This is a genomic window from Campylobacter concisus, from assembly GCA_002092835.1.
Classification (GTDB): domain Bacteria; phylum Campylobacterota; class Campylobacteria; order Campylobacterales; family Campylobacteraceae; genus Campylobacter_A; species Campylobacter_A concisus_K.
The window spans coordinates 19,448-43,514 of the sequence record LVWL01000004.1; the positions used below are offsets into that span (position 1 = coordinate 19,448).

The 24,067-nt window shown below is 34.0% G+C and carries 18 protein-coding genes and 3 pseudogenes; all 21 read right to left on the reverse strand.

Going from position 1 to position 24,067, the window contains the following annotated elements; all coding sequences use genetic code 11:
* Position 1 precedes the first annotated feature (1 nt).
* A complete protein-coding gene (locus A3835_09020; GenBank protein ORI09847.1) occupies positions 2 to 1,102 on the reverse strand; it encodes an N-acetyl sugar amidotransferase in 1,101 nt (366 codons plus the stop codon).
* 17 nt (positions 1,103 to 1,119) lie between these two features.
* Positions 1,120 to 2,169, reverse strand: a complete 1,050-nt coding sequence (locus A3835_09025) for an alcohol dehydrogenase (GenBank protein ID ORI09848.1) — start codon at positions 2,167 to 2,169, stop codon at positions 1,120 to 1,122.
* Between the two features lie 3 nt (positions 2,170 to 2,172).
* Entirely contained in the window at positions 2,173 to 3,330 is a 1,158-nt protein-coding gene (locus A3835_09030) for a UDP-N-acetyl glucosamine 2-epimerase (protein ORI09849.1), read from the reverse strand.
* Positions 3,327 to 4,328 (reverse strand): N-acetylneuraminate synthase, encoded by a 1,002-nt coding sequence (locus A3835_09035; GenBank protein ID ORI09850.1) that lies wholly within the window; start codon positions 4,326 to 4,328, stop codon positions 3,327 to 3,329. Before A3835_09035 ends, A3835_09030 begins: the two co-directional genes overlap by 4 nt.
* The gene (locus A3835_09040; GenBank protein ORI09851.1) at positions 4,325 to 5,155 is read right to left on the reverse strand and encodes a hypothetical protein; all 831 of its coding nucleotides are present in this window, start codon (positions 5,153 to 5,155) and stop codon (positions 4,325 to 4,327) included. The genes A3835_09035 and A3835_09040 overlap by 4 nt, the downstream gene beginning before the upstream one ends.
* Positions 5,152 to 6,144 (reverse strand): ATP-dependent carboxylate-amine ligase, encoded by a 993-nt coding sequence (locus A3835_09045; GenBank protein ORI09852.1) that lies wholly within the window; start codon positions 6,142 to 6,144, stop codon positions 5,152 to 5,154. The genes A3835_09040 and A3835_09045 overlap by 4 nt, the downstream gene beginning before the upstream one ends.
* A complete protein-coding gene (locus A3835_09050; protein ORI09853.1) occupies positions 6,132 to 6,848 on the reverse strand; it encodes a hypothetical protein in 717 nt (238 codons plus the stop codon). Before A3835_09050 ends, A3835_09045 begins: the two co-directional genes overlap by 13 nt.
* Positions 6,849 to 6,852: 4 nt before the next feature.
* Positions 6,853 to 8,004: an aminotransferase DegT gene (locus A3835_09055; protein ORI09854.1), complete on the reverse strand. Its 1,152-nt coding sequence runs from the start codon at positions 8,002 to 8,004 to the stop codon at positions 6,853 to 6,855.
* On the reverse strand, positions 7,991 to 9,181 hold the full coding sequence (locus tag A3835_09060) for a UDP-N-acetylglucosamine 4,6-dehydratase (protein ORI09855.1): 1,191 nt from the start codon (positions 9,179 to 9,181) through the stop codon (positions 7,991 to 7,993). The genes A3835_09055 and A3835_09060 overlap by 14 nt, the downstream gene beginning before the upstream one ends.
* A 1-nt stretch (position 9,182) precedes the next feature.
* Positions 9,183 to 10,511 carry a hypothetical protein gene (locus A3835_09065; GenBank protein ID ORI09856.1) on the reverse strand — a complete coding sequence of 443 codons (1,329 nt, stop codon included), beginning with the start codon at positions 10,509 to 10,511 and terminating at the stop codon, positions 9,183 to 9,185.
* A gap of 1 nt (position 10,512) precedes the next feature.
* Positions 10,513 to 11,135 (reverse strand): annotated as a pseudogene (locus tag A3835_09070) (haloacid dehalogenase).
* Between the two features lies 1 nt (position 11,136).
* Positions 11,137 to 11,817, reverse strand: coding sequence for an acylneuraminate cytidylyltransferase (locus A3835_09075; protein ORI09857.1), 681 nt, complete (start codon positions 11,815 to 11,817; stop codon positions 11,137 to 11,139).
* Complete coding sequence (locus A3835_09080; protein ID ORI09858.1) at positions 11,807 to 12,469, reverse strand: hypothetical protein; 663 nt, start codon at positions 12,467 to 12,469, stop codon at positions 11,807 to 11,809. Before A3835_09080 ends, A3835_09075 begins: the two co-directional genes overlap by 11 nt.
* On the reverse strand, positions 12,466 to 13,239 hold the full coding sequence (locus tag A3835_09085) for a hypothetical protein (GenBank protein ORI09859.1): 774 nt from the start codon (positions 13,237 to 13,239) through the stop codon (positions 12,466 to 12,468). Before A3835_09085 ends, A3835_09080 begins: the two co-directional genes overlap by 4 nt.
* Before the next feature lie 75 nt (positions 13,240 to 13,314).
* Positions 13,315 to 14,987, reverse strand: a pseudogene (locus A3835_09090) (ABC transporter ATP-binding protein).
* On the reverse strand, positions 14,980 to 16,026 hold the full coding sequence (locus A3835_09095) for a GDP-fucose synthetase (GenBank protein ID ORI09860.1): 1,047 nt from the start codon (positions 16,024 to 16,026) through the stop codon (positions 14,980 to 14,982). Before A3835_09095 ends, A3835_09090 begins: the two are co-directional and overlap by 8 nt.
* A 3-nt stretch (positions 16,027 to 16,029) precedes the next feature.
* Complete coding sequence (locus A3835_09100; protein ID ORI09861.1) at positions 16,030 to 17,172, reverse strand: GDP-mannose 4,6-dehydratase; 1,143 nt, start codon at positions 17,170 to 17,172, stop codon at positions 16,030 to 16,032.
* Between the two features lie 23 nt (positions 17,173 to 17,195).
* Positions 17,196 to 18,545 carry a mannose-1-phosphate guanylyltransferase/mannose-6-phosphate isomerase gene (locus A3835_09105; protein ORI09862.1) on the reverse strand — a complete coding sequence of 450 codons (1,350 nt, stop codon included), beginning with the start codon at positions 18,543 to 18,545 and terminating at the stop codon, positions 17,196 to 17,198.
* A gap of 111 nt (positions 18,546 to 18,656) precedes the next feature.
* A pseudogene (locus A3835_09110) lies at positions 18,657 to 19,543 on the reverse strand (DNA-binding protein).
* A 66-nt stretch (positions 19,544 to 19,609) separates the two neighbouring features.
* A complete protein-coding gene (locus tag A3835_09115; GenBank protein ORI09863.1) occupies positions 19,610 to 21,883 on the reverse strand; it encodes a 5-methyltetrahydropteroyltriglutamate--homocysteine S-methyltransferase in 2,274 nt (757 codons plus the stop codon).
* A gap of 571 nt (positions 21,884 to 22,454) precedes the next feature.
* Positions 22,455 to 23,951 (reverse strand): peptidase, encoded by a 1,497-nt coding sequence (locus A3835_09120; protein ID ORI09864.1) that lies wholly within the window; start codon positions 23,949 to 23,951, stop codon positions 22,455 to 22,457.
* Between the last annotated feature and the right edge of the window lie 116 nt (positions 23,952 to 24,067).

Here is a 24,067-nt window from a genome sequence, read left to right on the forward strand (position 1 = left end):
ATTAATTTTTCAATTTCCACACACCTTCATTTACTTCTTCAAAAATATTTTTATTATAATGACTATCCATAATTTTCCAAAATTCTTTTTCACTGTACCCAAAAAACTGGCAAAATTCTCTTACACATCTTGGATCCAGATCGTGATCATGCTTTTTTACGAGTTTTATAGCATCATCTCTGGCAAGCATCCCATATCTTATCATTCTTGCAGCATAATCAGTAGCACTAGCATGTCCGAATTTTGGATATTTCATCCAGGAATGAACCAAGTAAGCCGCTGAATCTACTTGATCAAATTGCTCAATGTGATGAGTTCTTCTCCACTCATGAGTTAAATCATGAAAACCATATTTTTTAGCAATTTCATAATTATTGAAACTATTCCACTCTAAAAAATAACTTAAGTAAATTGGATCCAGCTTGTCTAAATCCTCTTTTTGTGGTGGATCAAAGAAATTTAAGTTTTTTTCGTCTACGCCTATTTCTAAAAGTTCATTACGAGATATTCCACTTCCCACACCATTATTTACTTGTTCCTTAGCAGAATACGTTTCGATACAATTTACTCCGCCGTATTCATAAGATACATTCTCGCCGTAAACTAGCAATGGTGTATTAAATTTAACTGCCATATGTAAAGGATATGTATAAATGTATCTATCTATAAAATACGTTGGTTTGCCGTATTTTTCAAATGTGTACCTACCTATTTTTTTTTGAGCTTGTATATTAGGCTTTATAGATAGTATATCACATCCAAAAACCTCAGATATATTTTTTATATTATGCATTCCAGCTTTTGTCATAGGAAAATTATCTTCCACTGAAACTAGAAGTGGATTCATCTTCATTTTCTCTTTCATAATATATGTTTGAAAATGGCTATCTTTTCCACCCGAAACAGCTATCATACAATCATAGCCATTTAAACCATTCATACCTCTATATTTATTACAAAGTTCTTCAAATTCATACCATCTTTTTTTATAGTCTATTTTTTTTCTATTTTCGTAAGATTGACAAGCTGTACAAACACCATCTTTATTAAAAGCAATACCAGGTCTTGTATCAGGCATTACGCATCTTGTGCAATATTTCATATTTTACTCCATTCTAATTATTTGAAGAATATACCATATTCTTCATTTGCCCTTTGGTATTCTTCAATACGTCCAATATCAAGCCAATATTCTCTTATCGGAAATGATATAATATTTTTACTTAATTTTATTAGCTTTTCAAACAGCGTAGGCATATCATAAAACTCATTTTTTGGTATTAGATCTAAAATTTCAGGTGAAAGCATATATATTCCAGCGCTTACGAAAAATTTCTGCACCGGTTTTTCTGAGATCTCTACTATCTTGTTGTCATTCATTTTTACAACGCCATAAGGCACTTCGTAGTCATACTCTCTTACACACATTGTAGCTGTCGCTTTATTTAGTGTGTGATAGTTGAAAATATGCTCGAAATTTACATTTGTAAGAAGATCGCCATTCATTACAAAAAATGGTTCGTTTGGTCGCTCTTTAAGTAGGCTTAAAGCACCTGCTGTACCCATTCTTTTTTGCTCTAAAATGTAGTCGATGTTTACTCCAAATTCTTTGCCGTCACCAAAATAGTCCTTGATGATGCCTGCATTAAAATTTACGCACATCGTAATATTTACAAAGCCATACTCTGCAAATTTCTCAACTATCGTTTGAAGTATCGGCTTGTTTCCGACCTTTAACATTGGCTTTGGAGTATCTTGAGTAAGTGGTCTAAGCCTAGTGCCAAGACCTCCCACCATTAGAATGGCTCTATTCGTCTTGATCTTTGGTTCAACAAGCTCTTCTATCTCTTTTAAGTCTAATACTATTCCGTTATCATCTACTATTGGTATCTGGTGAAGTTTTTTGGATAATGCTATCTTTAAAATTTCCTCTTTTGTGTTAGAAATTTTTGCAACAGCCGGCTCTTTATAAATGATCGTCTCTATAGAGCTGTCAAGGTCTAGCCCTCTTAATATACCTCTTCTTATATCGCCGTCAGTCAGTGTTCCAAGAAGTTTATCATTATCATCAACAACTAAAGCTATCTGCATAGCTCCGCTATCTATAATCCCCAAGGCTTCCTTTATAGTGGCATTTTGTTTTAGCTTTATGTTTTCTATATTCTTCATTATTTATATCTTTACATCATAAAATTTCTTTTTCAAAATACCATCTAGATTGACTTCTTTTAAAATTTTTAGCATTTTTTTGCTTGAATTACCGCCATCATATGGATTGATCGTATTTTTTAAAATTTGCTCAAATTCTTTTGAATATGCTTTTTTTATAGCGGCTAAAATTTCCTCTTTTACAGGGCTTGTATCTATTACACTACTAGCCTTAGTGCGTCCTTTTTGTCTGTCACCTATGTTTATGGTTACCTTTTTAAAGCTTGGGACTTCTGAAAGGCCACTCGAGCTATTCCCTAGGACTATATCAACAAATTTTATCGCACTTAGATATCTTAGCTGCCCAAGTGAAGTAAACGCCACAGCTTTTTGTGATTTTTTACTAATATACTCATCTATCATTTTATTTATCACATCACCATCTATGTCGCTATTTGCCTTCGTAAAGATAAAATTTGTATCCTCTAACTCATCTATTGCTTTTAAAAGCTCGCCAAATTGCTCTTTTGCACTACTATTTTCAAGCGTTACCGGATGAAAAGTGATTAGTATATTTTTTTTAGTAAGCTTAAAATTTATAGACTTTTCAAACTCATCTTTGTTTAGTAAATTTAGTTTTTTTATGTTTTCAATGCCAGGCCCACCGACATCAAAGACTCTGCTAGGCTCTTCTCCTAGCTGGATTATGCGGTTTTCATACTCTCTTGTAGCTGCAAAATGAATATGGCTCATCTTTGTTATGCTGTGCCTAAAAGCCTCGTCAAATGCCCCTTGGGTGGTTTCTCCGCCATGTATGTGCGCTATTGGTATCTGCATGATACTAGCCACGCCAGCTACACCAAATATCTCGTATCTATCGCCAAGAAGTACCAATATATCTGGCTTAAGTTCGCTAAAAGCTGGGGCAAATTTCTCATAAACCTTTGCCATCTCGGTACATATATCAAGTTTTGAGTGTGAAGAGCCTAAAATTTCTATCTTTTTATCTATCTTAAATTCTTTTTCAATCTCTTTGTATGTAAGTCCAAACTCAGGACTTAGGTGCATGCCTGTGGCAATTATTTGAAGCTCAAGCTCACTATCCGCCTCAATCTCCTTTAATAGCCAGTAAAGTTGACCGTATTCGGCTCTAGTGCTTGTTACTACACAAATTTTTCTCATATCAGATCATCTTGCTTGTAATCTTTTTGTGAAATTTGTCCAATTACTTCGTCCCATCTCATAGGATTTATGCCATCTCCTGGGCGTTTTACACAGATATTTTGTTCGCTAAAAATTTCGCCTTTTTTTATATTGCACTTTGCTACGATCGACTTTCTAGCTATTTTGATATTTTCGCTCTCGCTTTTACTAAAGTGCTTTAGTCCGTCTCCAAGCGCTAGTTCTATATTTCTAATAGCTCTAACCATCGCCACTAGCTCATCTGGCTCAAGGCTAGCCTTGTGGTCAGGTCCGGGCATACTTTTATCAAGAGTAAAGTGCTTTTCTATGATCTTTGCACCCATGGCAACCGCTGCGATATCGACCTCAATGCCAAGCGTATGATCGCTATATCCGACCTCAAGACCAAAGGCATTTTTTAGAGTTATCATCGCTTTTAAATTTACATCCTCCATCGGTGTTGGATATTGCGTATTTGCATGAAGAAGGCTTATGTTTTCACGTTTCGTGCCGTTTTTTACAAGTATTTCTATCGCGGCTTCCACCTCGCCTAAATTTGCCATACCAGTTGAGAGAATGATCTTTTTATTTAAGCCACCTATCTGCCTAAGATAAGGTAAATTTGTTATCTCGCCACTTGGGATTTTAAATGTACTAAGCCCAAGCTTATGAAGAAGCTTTATACTGTCGCTATCAAAAGGGGTTGAGAGAAACGTGATATTTTTTTCTTTGCAGTAAGATATTAATTCGCAATGATTTTGACTAGTTAATTCCAATTTTTTTACCATCTCAAATTGACTTTCTTTAGAATTTCCAGTATTTTCCACCTGATATTCAGCTTTTTTTGCATTTTTGGATATACAAAGTTCTGTTTTAAATGTTTGAAATTTTATTGCATCTACTTTTGCTTCCACTGCTGCATCTATTAGTTTTTTGGCTAGCTCCATATTCCCGTTATGATTAACTCCGGCTTCAGCTATAATGAATATTTTATTCATACTAAAACCTCCATTTCTTTGCTACAATCTATTATTACATTGGATGAAATTCCAACCTTTGTTAGTTTAACAACAGAGTCTTTATTGCCATATTGCTGTATAATTCTTTCAGCTAAAGTTTTATAAGATATATTTTCTTCTCCGATGTTAAATATATCCGATGAATTATAATTTAGCACAATTCTTATTTTTTCGATTAATGTATCTATATTTATAAAATTACTAGCTCTTTTTCCCATACCAAAAACTGTTATTTTATTGGTCTCTTTTAATTCTTTCTCCATTAATTTTACGATTCTATCTTCTCTCATACCTGGACCATATACTTGAGAAAGCCTTAAATGAATTACTTTTATATCCTTATTTTTTAAGTAAAAATCTAAAATATTTTCTCCACAAAATTTAGATAGTCCATATAAGCATTCGGCATTCTCTGAAGGCCTAATCTCTGATATTTCTGAAAAAATTCCATCTCTGTTTGGATAAACTGCTATAGAAGAAAAATTTATTAATTTTTTCGGTTTAAATTTATTTACAATAAGCAAAAGATTTTCATATATTTTAATATTATCATAAAATAAAGACAAATCTCTAACATTATCTTTAGTTGCTAAGACAGATGCAGCATGAATAATTACATCAATTTTAATATCTTCATTTAATAACTTTTCTACATGTTCTTCACTTTGCATATTACATACAATTTTATTTTCATTAAAACTGTATTCTAGCCCATTATATAGTTCAAGTATAAAATATTCATTTTTTAAATTATTTATTAAATTACTTCCTATAAATCCGCCAGAACCGGTTATTAAAATATTCATATACTACTACCTTCAACTAGCATTTCATCAAAGTATCTCTTTACAACTCCTTCTTGCAACTTAAAAGATATTTCCCTATTTTTTAATAAATATTCTAAAATATATTCTACTTCATTAAAACCATATAATGCTCTAATGTATGTTGTACCAGAATGTCTAGCGTTAATTTCAAACAATTTTGGCAAACCATCAGAGTCTAATCTTAACTGAAAATTACAAACTCCAAACTGGTTTAATTTACTTGAAATGTTCTCTATGTATTTTTTAATGATTTTAGGATAGTTAATATTAAAATATGTATTTATTGTATTTCCATCTCTTAAGTCTCTTCTTAGTGATATACTTTCTTTTACTTTATTATCCAAGACAATAACACCACATGTATATTCTGTATCTTTTGAACCTATATATTCTTGAATAATTGGATTTGGAATTATTTCTAATTTGTCATTTAGTTCTTTTAGATTTGAAACAATAAAAACATTTATACTCCTGTAACCGTTTCTTGGTTTTATAATCAAAGGGAACGTCACATCTTTATTATTGATAGCTATTTTAATATCTTCCTTCAAATAAGTTTTAGGATAATACAATCCATTTTCTTTTAAAAATTTATATGTTTCATATTTATCATCTGCTATTTGTATAGTTTTTTCATCACTTACAACAACTATACAAGAAGTATTATGCTCAATATATAATTTATATTTTGCAAATAACCTTAACTCAAAATCAACACCAATAAATAAAATATTTATTTTTTCTACATTAATAATATTGATTATATTTTCTATCCAATCTTTTTCTTTGATACTTTTATTCAGTATGTCTGGTAAAACATAATTTTTATCAACCCAAAAAGAGCCTATTGTATCTGAAAAATAATCCATGCCAATAAGTAGCTCGTTCTTAAATGATGATTTTTTTATTGATTTGATAATAGCTTGTCCAACTAAAGAGCCCGTTCCAGTAATTCCTATAACATACATTTAATGCATCCTTTTAATATGTTATTCCAATAACCGATACTTTTGACACTATGAGAATCGGTCCCTATTGAAACATGAGGGTTATATTTTTTAAGCAATGGCAATAAAATATTTAACTGATTACAATGATATCTACCGTTTAGATCAAACGCTATATCATTTTTACTACACATAACAATAATTTCCTCAAAAAAACTCTGATGAAATTCATTGTGAGCGGTTAGCGACATACCTCCTGGATGCCCTAGCACATTAAATCCCCCCATATTTAAGGCAGCCAATGACAGCTCTAGTTCTATTTCTTGTGCAATATTTGATTTAAATTCTGAAGCATTATATAGTCTTTGTCCAATAGGAAATCTATGAACACTGGCTATTGCAATATCAGCCTCTTTAACCACAATATCTTTCACATCAATATTGCCTACAAAATCATTGATTTTTGCCTCAAAGCCTATATATATATTAATATTTTCATGACTATTTAAATGATTGATTTCATTTTTATAATCATTGAAATATGTCGATGTTTTTCGAATGTGATCAGTAATTGCGATTGAATGTATATTATTTTTTTTTGCACTCTTTATAATTTCTGTAATTGAATTTTGGCCATCAGTCCAAGTTGAATGCAAATGAAAATCAACCATCAAATCATTAAATTTCAAATCATTAAATTTGGGGAAAAAATTTAATGTCCTCATATTATTACACTCTCGCGCTACTTGGGATATTTACTATCCTATCACTTAGAAATTTAGCATTTTTTAGCTCATCTTTTTGGCAGTCCTTAAACATATCAAGCTCATTCATGAGCTGCCAGATAGGACGCGTGAAAACGCCATTTTCATTGCTAAATTTCAAGAACTCATCTCGCTTTTCACGGCTTTCAAAAAGCACCGCATTTAGCCAAAAATTTGACCTAGCATCCGCTGGCTCATCTATAAATTTCACATCATCAAATTTAGAAAAATACTCTTTATAGATCATCGCAAGCTCGCGTTTGCTCTTTAAAAATAGCTCCAAATTTTCAAGCTGCGCCACAAGCAGAGCTGCATTTAAATTTGGCAAGCGGTAGTTGTATCCGATCTCGCTATGACGATACTCAAAGGGGTGTGGCACCTTAGCCGTTGTAGTGATAAATTTGGCGTGCTTTGCTATCTCCTCATCGTTTGTGATGATAGCTCCGCCACCTCCGCTTGTGACGATCTTATTGCCATTAAAGCTCATCGCTGCAAGCTTGCCAAAATTTCCCGTATGAGTGCCTTTGTAGTAGCTACCAAGGCTCTCGGCACAGTCTTCTACTAAAGCGATGTTCCAACGCTTACAAATTTCAACTATCTCTTCTATCTTGCAAGGCAGTCCAAAAGTGTGCATAGGCACGCAAGCACGCACTATCCTGCCACTAGTTTTATTGACACATTTGCCGCCTTTTAGCTCGCAGTTTTTCTCCAAAAACGCACTAAGCGACGCTGGCGACATACCGAGCGTGTCAAGATCAACGTCTACGAAAACTGGCTTTGCAAAAAGGTAGCTAATGGCGTTGCAAGTGGCTATAAAAGTAACTGACTGAGTGATCACTTCGTCATTTTGCTCTACGCCAGCTAGTTTTAGGCAGATGTGAAGCGCAGAGGTGCCATTTGTCGTGGCAACTGCAAATTTAGCACCGACCATTTGAGCTAGCTTGCTCTCAAACTCATCGACAAATTTGCCGACACTTGAGACAAAGCTAGAGTCGATGCACTCAAGTAGATATTTTTTCTCATTGCCTATAAATTTAGGCTCGTGAAGCGGGACTTTGTCCTTGCCAAAAGTGCTTTTTATAAATTTCAAAACCTCGTCAAAATCACATTTTTTCATCGAGATACTTTCCTGTTTCTTTATGCATAAAATTTGGTATAAGCTCGAAAACTTCGCGCAAAACGTCCTCTTTGCTCCATGTCAAGCTTAATTTTAAATTTAAGATATTATTTTTGAAAATTTCTAACTTTTTGCTGTCAAAATTTGCATCATTTTTAACTATACCGATATTTTGAAGCCTTTGCATATCAAGCCTCTCGCCATCAACGAAAAACTCCTCGTAGTCCTTCTCTCCAGTCGTGTCGCTAGGCGCAAAAAGACAAGGGTAAAAGCCATCTTTTGGAAGCACTTTGGCTAGCTTTCTAGCCTCCTCCTCATTTTCACACAAAAATGGCTCATAGCCTAAATTTGCTAAGTATCGCTTGGCTATCTCACTAAATGTTATGAGGTCTAAATTTTCATCTAATTTTGGGAAAAATATATCTCTATTTTCGCCAAAAATAGTGCTTAAAAGGCAGAGCTCGCCGCTCTCTTTTGGTGTTAAAAAGTAGCGTCTGACGTCGTTTGGAGCGACTATGGGTTGAGCCTTTTCTATGCGTTTTTGAAAGCCAAAAAGAAGTGAGCCGTCACTAAATGCTACGTTTGCAAACCTAGCCATCGAGACATCGATCTCTAAAGAGTGCCTAAATGCAAACATCTCCATGATGCGCTTGCTAGCTCCCATTAAATTTACAGGGTTTGCGGCCTTGTCGGTGCTAACGCAGAAATATTTTTTTGACTTCATATCCGAAGCTTGAGCCAGCGTTTTATCAGTGTTAAAGATGTTTGTTTCAAGCATTCTCATGAGTGTAAATGGATCTTTTTCGCTTCTAACGTGCTTTAGCGCTGATAAATTTAAAACGTAGTCAAATCCACCACTTTGCGCTAAAAGTGCATCAAACTCAGCGCTTGCAACATCTATGGCAAAAGTTTTAAAGTCGCCACTTATATATCCAAACTCACTTCTTATGTCACGCACTAGCTCGACAAGGTTGTTTTCAGAGATATCAACGACGTATAGTTTTTTGGGTTCTCTTATAAAGATCTCTTTTGTTACGGCAGAGCCTATAGATCCTGCCCCACCGATAACTAAAAAGCTTGAGCTTGAAACTATCTCTTTTAGGTCTTTATCAAGTGTATTTATGTCATCCTCAAAGAGATTTTTCGTGCGTCCTATTAGTCTTAAGATATTGTTCATATTAATTCCAAATTATTTCATTTGCTATATATTCGTTTACATTTTCTTTTTTATAAAAAACTTGGTCATAAGATTTTTCTAGCTCGCTAACAACTACCTCAAACTCATTAAATATTCTTTTAATATGTGAGTCTAGTTCTTTATTATCGTTTGCAACTAAAACTAAATTATAGTATCCATATTCAGTAACGTTTTTTCCACTATTTTTATCTTTTATATTCTTATTAAGATTATATGCGTATTTTGAATCTAACATTTCTATTGTTGGTATACCGATTGAGATCATATCTGAAACAACTCCAGAATAAAAACAAATAGCAAATTTGGAATGTTTTCCTAAGAAAAATGTATGCAAATTTGAAACCATCCAACCAATCCCACATTCTTCTTTAGGCAATGCTTCTTCGCAAGAGTTATCGCACACTTCATCAGGATGTTTTTTTATTATCAGCTTTAAATTGCATTTTTTAGCCTGTTTATAAATCTCTTTGACATATCTAACTTTTTCTTCTCTTGGCATGAATGAGCCATAATTTCTTGAGATTAGAAAGATATAATTTCCATTAAAAGGGATTTCATAATTACCACAATAACGATCCATAAAATAATCAATCCATTTTTTTTCATGTCTTGGAATACCCACCACCCTACAAAACTCTTTTTTTATCCCATAGTAATTTTCATAGTACTCTGCATCTTTCTCAGATGATGCAAATACAATAGTATTATTGTTCGGATAGTTATTTACAATAGTTCTTGTTTTTAATTCCTCTAACAGATATTCATGACTATTATTTCCATGGCAAATTGAATACTTTTTGACTTCACTTAGTTTGGTTAATATATCTTCATGGGCATCTTTGCTAGATTCGTAAACATCATACAATATTTTTAAATTTTCACTTTTTAATTGATATAAATTTATAAATTTCAAATTATAAATTTTTACTATTATTGCATTTATTTTTATAATTATAGAATTTAAGAAAGAGTCTAGTTTAATGATCCTTAGCTTATTTAAAATTTTTTTTAATATCAAAAATGGATTTAGACGATTTGAAAAAAACGAATATTTTTGAATAAGTTCAAAATTATTAGATTCAACAAAAGTACCATTTATGTCCTTATAAACAATAGTAGTAAATATCTCGCTTGCCAGCTTAATCAATGGCGAGTTTAATTCAATTTGTTTTATTATGTAATAATCATGTACATAGAATATAAATTGCGCATCAGGCTGTTTATTTTTGAGTTCATGCAAAACAGATGCCCAACTATCCAATGTGCCCAAACTAGGTGAACATATAAATAAAAAAACATCTTTTTTCATTTTATTCCTTTATTTTGAATATATAGAAATCCTCTATATAATTGGCCTTATTTTTCAGTTTTTCATTATTATATCCATAGAATTTTATTTTATTTAGATAAGCAGCTTCATAGTCATTTACACTATCTCCTATCAAAATACATTCGTTGGAATTATAATTATATTTTTCCAATATGTTTTTTACTAGCTCATTTTTAGGAGTTGGGGAGCCCTCTATTGTTTTAAAAAATTTACTTAAATCAAGTTTTTTGCAAAGATAGTTCAACTCTTTTTCATCAGATCCAGAGACTATATGGAAATTATATTTTTTATAGTTTTGTTTTATAAATTCTACTGTTTCGGCAATAAGATATTTTTTATTAGTAAGCTCTGTTTTCATTATATATGAGAATTTACTTGCTAATTCTTGAACCTTTTCATCACTTACATCGATACCTAAAATAGCATTATAAAAATATCTTATTTTTACATAACGACTTAATCCACCATTAAAGAATGATATTCTAGCAATCTATTTACAAGAACATCATTAAATTCCTTAAATATTTTTCTAAATCCGTAGTCTCTTACTGGCAAGCTGTTTAATATGACTCCATCAAAATCAAAGAAAATAGTCTCTATCATTTTAATATTTCATATATCTATCATAATAAAATCTAGCTAATTCTAGATCCATTCCATCGTCAATATCTATGCTTTCAATTCTATTTAGCTTAAACATATATGGATTTTTACCATGAAAATATGACCACTCTATCATTTTAATTCTAGGTGCTATTAGTATACCATCGCTAATAAAATACAACTCTTCAAGTTCTTGGCTAGGTACATGCTCTAATCCCAACTTATAATTAATGGGACCATTTTTATTCCATAAATATCTTTTAAAGGATTCTACAGAAACTAATGAATCATAATTTTTATCACCAAGAACAACTTTCTTATATTTTTCTATACTATTATTATATGTTTCGTTTGTTATTAATGGTGCAGTAACTGGAGACCATATAATGTTGTCTCCCTCCACCGATTCACAAATATGCTTTACAACTGCACCAAATGGCTCAGTCTTTTCATCGCAATATCTCAAGTCTCTTCTATGAATTTTGACCTTCTTTTTTAGGGCCATTTCTAACATTATTTCAGAATCGGAAGAAACCACTATGTTATCAATATATCTATTGGCTTTTAATACATCGATTTTATACTCTAATAAATTAGAATTTGCAAAATGTGATATGTTTTTATCCTTAAGCCTTCTACTGCCAGACCGAACTGGAATAATTGCCGTAAAATTACTGTGCATAATTTAAACTCCTTTTGAAATATAAATTTATAAGCTCTTTTGTCAATTCATAGCTATTTGTATCTTTAATTTCAGTGGCTTCAAATGAATCGACTTCAAAAAAAGTAGCATTATTTAACATTACACCAAAATCATCATTATTTAAAATTCTATCTTTTTTAAATATAAAACAACCATTTATGGTAATATAAATTGGATCCAAATATTTTCTAGAAATAAATTTATCATCAAAATTTAAGCGTTTTTGTCTAAAAAAAATATATTCCGTCTTTTTCTCTACAGAAACTAAAATATTAGGTTTTTTTTTCATAAAAATGTTAAGCATTCTATCATACACATTATAATCCATAAAAGGAGTCATACAACTTATAAGAATAATGTTCTCAGCATCAATATGATTAACTGCATCATTTATCATATCAGAGTAACTAATATCTAAATCCCTATACAAAAAATTTACACCAGTATGCCTCACATAATCTTGTATTTTTTTACTACTAGAACTAACAAATATATTTGGAGCTCCAGTGATCTCCTTGCATTGTGCTATTTTCCATTCCAAAAGTGTGGTATCGCCAAAAGATGTTATATCGCCTAGTTCATTATGTCTATTCTTTTCTTGCGCTGGTATTATTACTGCAAAATTATTCATTGCAATCTCCTTTTTAGCTCTGTTAGCCTTGATAGTTCTGATCCAATCTGCATATCACTAAATTCTTTTTTTGATAATATATATAACTCTTCAAATTTCAAAGCTTCTTTTATTGCATTTTCTTTTTCTAAGAATATTTTTGTTGGTAGTATAACTTTCCTAGTTTCAAGTTTGTATATCAATTTTTTTAATTTTTGATATTTTTGATCTAAAATTTCTATTGTTCTAGCAGAAACACTACCGCCAACCGTAAAAGTCATATCTGTAGCATCCATTTTAAGAGCAACTTTTTTTAAAAGTTCAAAAGTAAAGTCACTATCTGGCTTGATATTTTCATCAAAATATGATGCAGTTAAATCGCTCCTACCAATAGTTATGTTATTGAATTTACCATTTGCATACTCTAAAATTTCATCAAAATTTTCTATTGCGCTTTTTGTTTCTATATTTAATGTAGTATGAATTTCATGCCTACCATAAATATTTAAAATACTATCATAAAATTTTTTGGCACCAAATTTACTCTCCACCATTGGGGCTATCAATCCATCCACATCAATTTCAATGGCATCTTTTATATCCCTTATAGCTTCTACACCGCCTATTTTTAAATATAGTTTAACTCCCACCTTAGAAGTTAGTCTTCTTAGCCTCATCAAATCTCTAAAAGAAGATCCTTCTGCTTCAAACTCTGCTTTTATACCTTGTAAGTCGTATACATCTCTCAAAAAACAAAGCTGCTCATAAAGTTTTTTTTCTAAACTATACAATTAACACTCCCTTCGCTAACAAATATACTATAAAAAATTGGATCTATTTGTATTTTGCCAGTTAAATTATTTTACTCAATTTAATTTTATTACCTTATTACATTTCTCAATTGTGCTTAATCGATGTGCAATTATTAATAATGTTTTATCACTACCTACTTTATATATTTCATCCATTATTTTAGCCTCCGTTTCACTATCTAAAGCGCTCGTTGCTTCATCTAAAACTAAAATTTCAGGGTCACTATATAAAGCTCTAGCTATTCCTATTCTTTGCTTTTGACCACCACTCAACTGAATTCCGCCATCTCCGACTAAAGTATCAACTCCTTCTTTTGAAGATAAAAAATCATAGATATTAGCTTTTTTTAAAACTTCTATAATTTTTTCTTTGTCATATTCATAGCCAAAAGCCACATTTTCTCCGACAGTACCGTCAAAAAGATATATTGATTGTGGTATATAACCTACTTTTGACCTATAAGATTTTATATTTGAAATTGTTAATTTTTCGCCATCCACAAATATTTCGCCTATTAGTGGCTTATATAATCCTATAATCAAATCAACCAATGTAGATTTGCCACTTCCACTTTCTCCAATAAAAGCGATTTTATCGCCTTTATTTATAATCAAACTTATATTTTCAAGAACTTTTTTATTCTTCGTATATTCAAAGTATATATTTTTTAACTCTATTTTTTCATTAAAATTTATTGGATCCATTCCTTCTTTTGGCAATATATAGTTAAGTTCTCTGTACATAATATCAAGAGATTTGGAGAAAAATAAAATTATATTATAGCCTGAAAGTATTCTGTTTAGAGCAGGAAGAATTCTATATAAAGCCAAAGCATACATAGAAACTATTGGTAAAACAAAGCTTGCATCTTTATACTTAAAAAGCACATAAACCACAATACCTACAAGGACTCCAAAGCCAATTGTTTCAAGTGAGAGTTTAGGAAGTTGATTTAATGTAGCATTTATTATATTCGCTCTAGCATATCCATAACTTGCATTTGAGAACTCATTATACAGTTTTTCTTCATTTTGGATCAATTTTATCATTTTAAAATTTCCAAATGTTTCATTTAATATTCTATAGAACTTTGACTCCATTGCAGATCTTTTTATACCTTCACTTTTTATTTTATTCTTTATTGAAAATATTATAAAAAAAACTTTAATACCTAGAAATAAGGTAAGAGCCAATGTTATTTTAATATCAACAATAAGAAGAAGAATATATAAAAACAATATTGTAAAAAATTCGCTAAAAATTATTAGTAAATTTTGAAGGCAAGATGAAACATTCGAAGATTCACTTAAAATATTTTTTATAAGTTCTGATACATTCTTTTTTACAAACTTTTTATATGGTAAATTTGTATAGTTTTTAAAAAGTCTAAATGCAAAAGAATGAAATCTTCCAAATGCAAATTTATTAAGCAAATAATTATAAAATATCGAGTAAAAAGCTCTAAAAATATAAAAACCTATTAAAAAAAGACCAAAAAAAATCATAAAATTAGTAGTAGTAGAAAAGTCAAAAAAGTTATAAATTTTTTTGAATATTCGTTACCAACTATTTTTGATGGATCTGATGCTAAGGTAATAAACGGCATAATAGCAGATATTCCAACGGTTTCAATAACCGACAAAAAAATACTCATAAAAATCAAAATAATAAAATTTTTCTTTTCTTGTCTTGTTGTTATTGCTAATAGCTTTTTTAAATTAGTCATTTAAATACCACTCATAAAGCGTCTTTATTCCATCTTCAAGCTCTACTTTATGCTTCCAACCAAGAGAGTGGAGCTTTGAGGGATCCGTTAGTTTTAGCATCGTGCCATCAGGCTTGCTATCATTAAAGTATGGCTCGCCTTTAAAGCCAACTATATTTTTAACCAAATTTGCTAGCTCTTTTATAGATATATCTTTGCCAGTTCCTATATTTATATGCGTATTTCTTATCTCTTTGCTATTTTTGTCATAAGTATCTTTAAAGTCTCTATTTTTCAGTAAAAATACACAAGCATCAGCCATATCTTCTGAGTGTAGAAACTCTCGTCTAGGTTTTCCTGTGCCCCAAATTTCTACTCTATCTTTTGAAATACCAAATTTACCAAGATAAGCCATAGCTTCATTTATATCTTTTACTTTTAGATCTTTTACCACTGCGTCAAATTTTTTTTCGCTTAAAAGCTTTGCTAGGTGTATCTTTCTTATAAGTGCTGGCAATACATGCGAAGTTTCTAGATCAAAGTTGTCGTTTGGACCATATAAATTTGTAGGCATCACAGATATAAAATTTGTACCGTACTGCAGATTATAACTCTCACACATCTTCATGCCGGCTATTTTAGCGATCGCATATGGCTCATTTGTGTATTCAAGTGGAGATGTCAAAAGTACATCTTCGCTCATTGGTTGTGGGGCATTTTTAGGATATATACAAGTACTCCCCAGAAATAGTAGTTTTTTTACCTTATGCACATAGCTTTGATGGATCACATTATTTTGAATTTGCAAATTTTCATAGATAAAATCAGCTCTATACGTGCTATTAGCCACTATTCCGCCGACCTTTGCAGCAGCTAGCACCACATACTCAGGCTTTTCTTTTTCAAAAAACTCATAAACTGCTTTTTGATCCATTAGATCAAGCTCACTATGAGTTCTTGTGATTATATTTTCATAGCCTTTTGATTTTAAATTTTTCACTATAGCAGAGCCTACCAGACCCTTGTGCCCTGCTACATAAATTTTGCTATTTTTATCCATTTCTTACTCGAAATAGCTCATTGTCTCATATCCGCCATCTTTTAGATAGACATCTTTTGTCATGAGCTTTAAGTCCGACTTCATCATATCGTTTACTAGATCTTGAAGGTTAAATTCTCTCTTCCAGCCTAGTTTTTTCTCTGCTTTACTCGGATCTCCAAGCAGCAAATCAACCTCTGTTGGTCTAAAATATCTTGGATCCACACAAACCACAGTTTGTCCGATATTTAAATGGAACAAATTTAAATTTAACTCTTTTGCTTTTTCAAAATTTAGTGAATCCACGACTCCTACCTCATCTACGCCAGCCCCTTCAAATCTCAAATTTATGCCAGCATAAGCAAATGCAAATTTTACAAAATCTCTAACCGCTGTTGTTTGGCCAGTTGCTATCACCCAGTCTTCTGGCTCTGGAGCTTGCAGTATCATCCACATCATCTTCACATAGTCTTTTGCATGGCCCCAGTCTCTTTTGGCATCTAAATTTCCAAGATAAAGCTTGTCTTGAAGCCCAAGCGCTATCTTACTAGCTGCTCTTGTGATCTTTCTAGTTACAAATGTCTCACCTCTAACTGGTGATTCGTGATTAAACAATATACCATTACAAGCAAAAATGCCATAAGCCTCTCTATAATTAACCGTTATCCAGTACGCATACATCTTTGCAACCGCATAAGGACTTCTTGGATAAAATGGAGTCATTTCGCTTTGCGGTGTCTCTTGCACTTTTCCATAAAGCTCAGAAGTAGATGCCTGATAAATTTTACTTTTTTTCTCAAGCCCTAATATCCTTATAGCTTCAAGAAGCCTAAGAGTGCCTGTACCATCAGCATTTGCGACATATTCTGGGGTTTCAAAGCTAACATGCACGTGGCTCATGGCAGCTAGGTTGTAAATTTCATCTGGCTGTACTTCTTGAATGATCCTTGTTAAATTCATAGAGTCCGTCATATCGCCATAGTGCAAGAAAAAATTTCTATTATCAACGTGCGGATCTTGATAGAGATGATCTATTCTATCTGTATTAAAAAGGCTCGTTCGCCTTTTTACACCATGGACTATATAACCCTTTTTTAGTAAAAATTCTGCCAGATACGATCCATCTTGACCAGTTATACCAGTTATTAACGCTACTTTTTTATCCATAAATCACCTTTTAAAATCATCATCTAGCGAATTATATCATCTTCGCCTGTATATTCGCCGACTTGAGCTTCTATTAAAACCACAGGGATCTTACCTTCATTAGATAGCCTATGAACTTCACCCATTTTTATATATATAGACTCATTAGGACAAACAAGTCTAGTTGTCTCGCCGATCGTCACAGTGGCACTACCTGATAGTACTATCCAGTGCTCATTTCTATGAAAATGCTTTTGCAAAGATAGCCTTTTACCAGGCTTTACCTCTATTATTTTTATCTTATAGCCATCTTGATTTTCAAGAACAGTGTAGTTTCCCCAAGGCCTATTTGTAGTAAGATGAGCATTGCAAAGCTCAGAGCTCTCCTCTTTTAAAATTTCCACAACATTTTTTACTTTTTGGCTAGAAGATTTTTTAGATATCAAAAGAGCATCTTTTGTATCAACTATAGTTAGATCATCAACATCTATCAAGGCTATTTTTTTACCGCTAGATAGGACTAGATTATTGTGAGAATTTATCTGCACCAGATCGCTATTTATTGTATTTCCATTGATATCTTTTTGTAGCTGCTCATCCAAACTATCAAAGCTTCCAAGATCGCTCCAAGACGCATCTAGAGCTACCATTTTTACGATATCTGATTTTTCCATCACAGCATAATCTATGCTGTTTTGTGGGATATTTTGCATATCGGTAGTGTCTATTTTAATATCAAATTCATCTTTTTTTGCGTTATTGAAAGCTAGCTTACATGCTTCAAGTATCTCAGGGGCAAAAATTTTCATCTGATCCAAAAAAACACCTGCCTTAAAGACAAACATGCCTGAATTCCAGTAAAAATTCTGATCTTTTAGAAATTTAACTGCCCTTTCATAGTCTGGCTTTTCATAAAAAGCCTTTACATCACCGCTAAAACTCTCAATATAGCCAAATCCAGTCTCAGGCGAACTTGGTTTTATGCCAAAAGTAACTAAAAAATTTTGTTCAGCCAGCTCTTTTGCAGCTTTTACGCTTGTGTGATATGCTTTAATGTCCTTTATCAAATGATCTGAAGGGGTTACTAAAACAATCTCATTTGGATCAAGTGCAAGGCAAGCTAACGTGATCGCTGGTGCAGTATTTCTACCAACCGGCTCAAGCAGATATTTAAAATTTGTGATATTTAAATTCTCTATCTGATCCATCGCCAAGTAGTAGTGATCGATATTTGTAATCACAAATGTATTGTCACAAATTTCACTATTTCGTAGTGCAGTTAGCTGAAAAAGTGATCTATTATCAAATAATTTAATAAATTGTTTTGGCATTAAAGTCCTGCTAATAGGCCACAACCTCGTACCAGAACCACCACATAATAATATATTTGTCATAAATTTTATCTACTTTAAAATGAGCTTAAAAATCTTATATAATTAAAGCTAAAAAAGGCTAAGAACTTACTAAAACTATCTAAAATATAAGTTTTGATAGCTTTTAAACTATCAAAACACCTCTCTCATCTTATGTGTTAGCTCCAGGCTCGCTTCGATCTCGGCTCTTTTTGCCATTACACTTTCAACATTGACGCCGACGTTTATACCAAGCTTTTTGGCAAATTCATAAAGCTCTGCGAAATTTTCAAGGCAAATTTGTGATGCCGTGGCTAAAAAATCATCACTCTCAAGCATCCTTTTTTCACTCTTTTCATCAACGCTTATGCCAAGCCATTTGATAAACTCTAGCGTTTTTGGCGTGCCGCAAGTCGTAAAAGTCAAAATTATAGGCAAATTTAACCCACTTTTTACCACGCTTGTTAGTAAATTTTTAGCCAAATTTACATCAAAACCGCCTGCGAGATGAAAAATTTCGCCCCCATTTTGGCCTTTTGGCTCATCCTTTGCTCTTCATCGCCTTTTTTAGCATGCCTCTCAGCTATGCAAACACCGCCCACTACAAGCTCTTTAAACTCATCTCTAGCGATCTCATAAGCACACTCTAAGCTCATTTTAGGCTCTACCTTGCCAGAAGCAACGCCAACAAAAACATTTATATCGCTACTACTTTTGGCTAAATTTGCTCTAAATTCACTCTCATTATATTTGTTCGCGACCCTATAAAAGATGCTTGGTGTCTTTAAATTTAGGTATTTTGAGTAGTAAATTTCAGGGCTTAATGTATCGCTAAATTCAAAAGTTCGCTCGCTTTTTATGCGGCTACTTTCATCTTGGATCTCGTAAAGTACCAAGCCATCAGCCTGCACATCTGTAATCCTCTTGTCCCATTTTGCAGCGATCTCTTTAAGCTTTGCCTCGTCAAATTCAGCCTTTGGAGGCGTTAGGCCATAAAGCACTATGCCACTTTCATTGTTTATGATCTTATCTTTTAACATTTTCTAACTTTTTTTGAAATTTAAACGGGGTTTAGCGCCTAGGCCTACTAGACGCTAAAATTTGGATTATAGACCTCTTACGATCTTGACGGCTTCTACCATATTTTTAAGGCTTGGCTCGACCTCTTCCCATTTTCTAGTTTTTAGGCCGCAGTCAGGGTTGATCCAGAGTTGTTCTTTTGGCAAGACTTCAAGCAGAGCTTTGATCTGAGCGACGATCTCCTCGACACTTGGCACGCGTGGGCTGTGGATGTCGTAAACGCCAGGTCCGACCTCTTGTTTGTAGCCAACGGCTTTGAAAATTTTAAGTAGCTCGTTGCCACTTCTTGCAGTCTCGATACTGATAACATCAGCATCCATTGCCTCAATGGTCTTAATAATATCGTTAAATTCAGAGTAGCACATATGCGTGTGGATCTGGGTTTTCGCCTCAGCTGAGCTCACTGAAAGTTTGAAACAATCAACCGCAAATTTCTCATAAGCTGGGATATTTTCAGCTCTTAGCGGATAGCCCTCTTTAAACGCTGCCTCATCGACTTGGATCACTCTGATGCCCGCATTTTGAAGGTCTGCAATCTCGTCGTAGATACAAAGTGCAAGCTGTTTTGCCACTTCGCTTCTTGGAAGATCATCACGCACAAAGCTCCAGTTTAGCATCGTTACAGGACCTGTTAGCATGCCCTTCATTACGTGTTTTGTGATGCTTTGAGCGTATTTCATCCACTTAACAGTCATTGGCTCTGGGCGGCTTACGTCACCAAAGAGAAGTGGTGGCTTGACGCAGCGGCTGCCGTAGCTTTGTACCCAGCCATTTTGGCTAAATGCATATCCGCTGATCTGCTCGCCAAAGTACTCGACCATGTCGTTTCTCTCTGGCTCGCCGTGTACTAGCACGTCTAGGCCGATATCCTCTTGAAATTTCACGCAGTGATCGATATATTTTTTGATGCCAGCTTCATAAGCAGCCACGTCGATCTCGCCTTTTTTGAAATTTTGGCGAAGTACGCGAAGATCGACAGTTTGAGGGAAGCTACCTATCGTTGTTGTTGGCAAGATGCCGTATTTTAGTGTTTCGCGTTGAATTTTGATGCGATCTTCAAATTTCTCGTCACGCTCAAATTTGCTTAAATTTTTGGTGCGATTTTGAACGCTTTCAGAGTGGATGAGCTTTGAAGTAGCACGAGTTTTAACAGCATTTTTGTTCTCTTCATAAATTTTTGTTTCGCTCTCATCAAGCTTCTCGCCGTTTGCAAGTTTTGTGATGATCTTGATCTCGTCAAGCTTCTCAACTGCAAAGCTTAGCCAGTTTTTGATCTCTGGGTTTAAATTCTCTTCATATTTTAGAGTGTATGGCACATGTAGAAGTGAGCATGAAGTGCCGATATAAAAGTCTTTTCCGCCTATTTTTTCTGAAATTTCACCTACAAGTTTTACTTTTTCATCAATGTTACTTTTCCAGATATTTCTGCCGTCTATCACGCCAGCAAATAGCGTTAGATGACTATTTTTAATAGTCTCAAGGACTTCGAAATTTCTCTTGCCGTGGATGAAGTCAAGTGCGATACCATAAATTTTAGTTTTAGCCACTTCGCTAACTGCCTTGATCGCATGCTCAAAATATGTCGCAAATACGATCTTAACGTTGTTTGCAACGCCTGTTAGCTCGTTATAAACCTTTGTGATAAGTGGCAAAAGGTCGCTTTCGTTTTTATCAGTTACAAAGATCGGCTCGTCAAACTGCACTAAAATTTCATCATCAAGCTTAGAAATTTGCTCAAGTAGCTTTTTATACTCGCCTACAAGCGTGTCAAGGTGCTTAAATGGGCAACTACCGTCAGTCGTCTTTGAAAGAGCCAAAAATGTGATAGGGCCGATCAAATTTACCTTGCCTTTTACGCCATTAGCCTTTGCCTCTTTGTACTCGGCTAAAATTTTATCAGCTTTTAGGCTAAATTTACTCTCGCTGCTAAGCTCTGGCACTATGTAGTGGTAGTTTGTGTTAAACCACTTTGTCATCTCCATAGCAACGCCGTTTTTGTTACCTCTTGAGCAAGCAAAATATTGCTCCGAGCCGCTTAAATTTGCAAATCTTGGAGGTGTAGCGCCAAAAGCGATGATGTTATCAAGCATTAGGTCGTAAAATGAAAAATCATTAACACTAATAGCACAAATGCCAGCGTCTTGTTGGTATTTCCAGTGTCTTTGGCGAAGCGTCTTTGCGGTCTCTTGCAAATTCTCTTCACTAAAGCCCTCTTTACCAGCCCAAAAGCCCTCTAATGCGCGCTTCAACTCTCTTTTTTCTCCGATTCTTGGAAAACCTAAAACATAACTTTTTATCATTTTTATCCTTTTTAAATTTCTATTTTAAATTAAATCTGTGCAAAGCACAGCCACCTTGAACGTGCAGTGGGTAGGTGGGGGTTTGGGGGCAGAAGGGGCGACGTTTTGCGTCACAAGCTCGCAACTGCAAGCAGACCGTAAGTAGAAACCCCTTCTGCCACCAAAAGCCAAATTTTCACTATCACAGCTCAAACAATAAATTTGTCACCCAAACATGGTGGATGACACCCGCTTCTTCTTAAGCTAAAATAAAATTTATAAAAAACCCTGCTAAAAAGATCCTTACCAAATTTCAAACACTGCTTCGTTTTATTTTTAAAAATGCAGTTACAATGCAGCGGACCTGCTAGCAAAAATGGATTAATATCAATGTGAAAAAATGTAAAATTGTTTAAAAATTTGCGTGTTTTTTGAAAATCGCTGATATGTTTTTTGCCGAGATTAACGAGCTTTATGCATGGGACAAGGCATCAGCATTTTTCCTTTGTAGTGAATTTTTGTCGCATTATAAACGCTCTTTGCCAAATTTTTGTTTAAATTTGGGCGCTACTAAATTTCACGCCCAAAACTTTTAGTCTTTTTTGCCTTTATTTAGGGATTTCAGCTTAGCGTCCATGTCGGCTGTAAGCATAGTAAAGACCTTGTTTGTAAGCTCCTGAGTTAAATCCTTAGCCTCTTGCATAGTCTTTTTACCAAATTCATTTAAGAGTTTGTCAGCCTTTTTCTTATCTTTTTTATAAAGTTTTACATACTCATCTTCAAATTTAGCCTGTTTTACCGCCAACTCTTTTTCAAATTTAGCGTAAGCCTCTTTAACCACTGGCGAATACTTCTCATAGTCAGTCATCACAAGGGTTTGAAGCTTTCTATAAACCCAGTATATCGAAGTATCATCAGCGTCGTATGAGCCATCTGAGTAGCCTTTTATAAAGCCATCAAGACCCTCGTAATACGGCAAATAAACACTAAGATCAGCCATACCAAGAGCTACGTAGGTCACGCGGCCGATCTCTTTTGGTAGCCACGGGCGCACCTGCATGACGTGAGACTCGTACGTTCTAAAGACGCTTATGGCGCGGTAGACATTTTTCTTATCTTCGTCTTTGCTAGTATAGTTATCAAACGGGGTGCCATCGTAGTGGGCTCTCATAGCAGCTTTTAGATCTTCAACGCCTAGTTTTTTCTCTGGTTTTAAAAATACCGGGAATTTCTGACCATCGGCGAAGTCTTGTTTTAAGCTTGGATTAAACATGCTTTGCACCCAGCAAACGCGTGGATAGTTGTAGGTCATATCCCTCTCATCGTCCCTTGTATATGCCTTTGTGAAGTTAAATTCTCCATCTTTTTCAGGGTCATAAGTCTTGTTGTCGATCGCAAATTTGATCACATCTTTTGCGCCCATGAAATTTGGATCATTCTCTTTGTAAGCGTGTAGTCTGCCTTGGTTTGCAGTGACGAAATACTCATCTTGCGGGATCTTTGAAGCGATCCATTTATGGCCTGTGCCTGTCTCAAAGTACCAAAGCTCGTTTGCGTCGATAAATACCACGCCAAAGCCCTCTCCAGCGCCTTTTGTCTCTACTATCTCGCCAAGAAGTTTAACGCCCTCTTTTGCGCTCTTCATACGCGGCAAAAGCACGTCTGGGATGTCATCTTCGGTGATGCCACTCTCTTCGTTATATGGGTCGATCTTTAAAAGCTCGTCTTTTGCGTAGATGGTCTCAGTGCCGCTTAGTCCAACGCCAGCCTCATTATAGCCAACCGCTCCGTGAAGCTTGGTGTGAGAATTTGCGATGGTTGTGTATCTCATGCCATCTTTTGGAAGCGGATATGTAAAGTCATTTGCACCGTCATGTGCCTTTGAGCTGTGCATGCCAGTTTGATTTTTCGTAGCTGGGTGTATCAAAAAAACTTGTGCCTTTATAGCCTTGCTATCAGCGCTTCTAGCCACTAACATAGAGCCATCGTTTGAGGCTTTATCTCCTACTAAAATGGTAGTGCATGCCAAGCTACTTGTGCCTAAAATCGCACTCATAGCGACGATTGATGCAAGAATTTTGCCTTTCATTCTTTACTCCTTTAGTGAAATAAAATTTCTTTATGTGATTATATGCAAAATTTAATAATTTAATTATAAATTTTAAAACTTTTTTAAGTTTAATGTAAATTTATTGCAAATTTTGT